At 68.1% G+C, this 1812-nt stretch carries 4 protein-coding genes; 3 read left to right on the plus strand and 1 reads right to left on the minus strand.

The window, feature by feature from the left end; all coding sequences use genetic code 11:
* The first annotated feature begins 132 nt into the window (after positions 1-132).
* Genes VGK32_02630 through VGK32_02640 form a run of 3 tightly spaced genes read left to right on the plus strand, consistent with a single transcriptional unit; the run spans position 133 to position 1402 of the window.
* Positions 133-783 carry a hypothetical protein gene (locus VGK32_02630; protein ID HEY3380632.1) on the plus strand — a complete coding sequence of 217 codons (651 nt, stop codon included), beginning with the start codon at positions 133-135 and terminating at the stop codon, positions 781-783.
* Positions 780-1175 carry a WhiB family transcriptional regulator gene (locus VGK32_02635; GenBank protein ID HEY3380633.1) on the plus strand — a complete coding sequence of 132 codons (396 nt, stop codon included), beginning with the start codon at positions 780-782 and terminating at the stop codon, positions 1173-1175. Before VGK32_02630 ends, VGK32_02635 begins: the two co-directional genes overlap by 4 nt.
* Complete coding sequence (locus VGK32_02640; protein HEY3380634.1) at positions 1172-1402, plus strand: hypothetical protein; 231 nt, start codon at positions 1172-1174, stop codon at positions 1400-1402. The genes VGK32_02635 and VGK32_02640 overlap by 4 nt, the downstream gene beginning before the upstream one ends.
* Before the next feature lie 188 nt (positions 1403-1590).
* Here VGK32_02640 and VGK32_02645 read toward each other — a convergent pair.
* Positions 1591-1812 (minus strand): hypothetical protein (locus VGK32_02645; protein HEY3380635.1); only part of this gene is annotated, 222 nt, incomplete at its 5' end.

Genomic DNA, 1812 nt, shown 5'->3' on the forward strand with positions numbered 1-1812 from the left:
GAGGTCGACCGCGCGGTGTCCAGCCTCATCTCACCGCCCGCCGGCAGCCGCCACCCGGCGATGCTCGCTGTCGACATCGACTCGCGGGGCCGCGCGGTGTACCGGGTCCTGCTCGACGCGCTGACCTGACCGATGGGGACCGCGAACGTGCTCGCCACGTACACACTGTGGCGCGACCTGCCGCACCGGGCGCACCGGCTGCTGACCTACATGGCGGCCAGATCGCTCGACGACACCAACGCTGACGGACGACCCCCGCGGCGAAGCTTCCTGAGCCCCGACGAGATGGCTGACGCGATCGGCGTTACCGATCACCGCATCGTTCGCCGCACGCTGGCCGAGCTCGTCACTGCTGGCGCAGCGACCCGCGTCGTTGACGGGCGCCGCGGCCACCGCGCCGAGTACGCCCTGAACCTCGACCCACTTAGGCGGGCTGAAACGACCCGCAGTAGGCGGGTTGAAACGACCCGCTCAGGAGGGTCGCCACAACCCTCAACTGCGGGCCGTTTTGACCCTCCCCAGGAGTACAGAGGAACCACAGAGGACAACGAGAAGGAACCAGAATCATCAAGTCCGCCTGTACCTCACCAGGGGCCGGCCGACGCGACGCACGCCGATGATGATGACAACGAGTACGCCGCCGCTCTCAGGACGCTCGAGCCGCTCCCGACCGGCCGGTACCTCGAACTCAAGCGCCAAGCCCGCAACACCCTCGGACCAGCCGCGTTCGAACGCGACATCGTCATCGCCGCGGCGGCGAAACACGAAGCGGCGAACCGATGACCGCATGCACCTGCGGGCACGTCGCACGGATCCACGGACCACGGCCAGGACTCGACGACGCCGGCCCCGAATGCCGCGCCACCAACTGCACATGCCCCGACTACGACGACGCCCGCGACGCCGCACGACGAACCGCCCACAGCGAGCTCACCGCCTACCTCGCCGGCCTGCGCGCCAACGGGTTCCTGATCCCCTGCCTCATCGGATCGGACGAACGACGCGCGCTCTGGACATCCGAGAACGAGACCGACCAACACCGCGCCGCCATCCTCTGCGTGCCCTGCCGCGCCGTCCACGAGTGCGCCCGCTACGGCCGCGTCCACGAACCCGCCGGCGTCTGGGGCGCCACCACCGAACGCGAACGACGACGCGATCGAAAGGACCACACATGAGCGACCGCTACGACCTCACCGGAACCCTCGCCTTCCTGCTCAACCTCGAGCCGGACACCCCCGCATGGCTGACCCTCACCGGCATGAGCCGCGACGAACTCATCCGCAGTGTGGCCGTCGCAGCCGTCGTCGTACGGCTGTCGATCAACGCGGCCACAGCGCACCCCGACGCCGTCCGCCTGCTCACCGCACTCGACGCCGACATACCGCGAGAAGAACAGCCATAACCCCCGCAAATTCCGAGTTTTTTGGTACGGCACCTTTGCCGACCGCCCAGTCGCGCCGGGCGTCTCTCCCTCCGAAGGCTGAACCTGAACCCCCGTATATGTATGCGCCGTTGCCGACTGCGGGAAACCGTCCAGTTGTTCGCAAAACCGCAGGTCAGCACCCTGGTAGGCAGCGTGGGTGCCTCGTGTTACTGTGCCCGTGCGCCCGATTCGTCGGGTGCGAGCATCGCCAGGCTTGAACGCCGGAGCCGGCCGCGCGGGTTGTTGTTCGCGTGTGTGCCGCTGCCACCACCTTCGCCGGATGCAACCCGTGATGCCTGTTTGGTCACGCCGGAGCCGACGCCGGAGCCCGATTTCAGGGCCACCACCTCGGAATCCACCTGACACGGTCGCGGAAGTCCCTGGTTCGC

This window comes from Vicinamibacterales bacterium (assembly GCA_036504215.1).
In the GTDB taxonomy this organism is placed as follows: Bacteria; Acidobacteriota; Vicinamibacteria; order Vicinamibacterales; family Fen-181; genus FEN-299.

Coding starts and splice junctions, on each gene's coding strand:
- VGK32_02640 (HEY3380634.1), top strand. CDS start 1,172: ATGAGCGACCGCTACGACCTCACCGGAACCCTCGCCTTCCTGCTCAAC.
- VGK32_02635 (HEY3380633.1), top strand. CDS start 780: ATGACCGCATGCACCTGCGGGCACGTCGCACGGATCCACGGACCACGG.
- VGK32_02630 (HEY3380632.1), top strand. CDS start 133: ATGGGGACCGCGAACGTGCTCGCCACGTACACACTGTGGCGCGACCTG.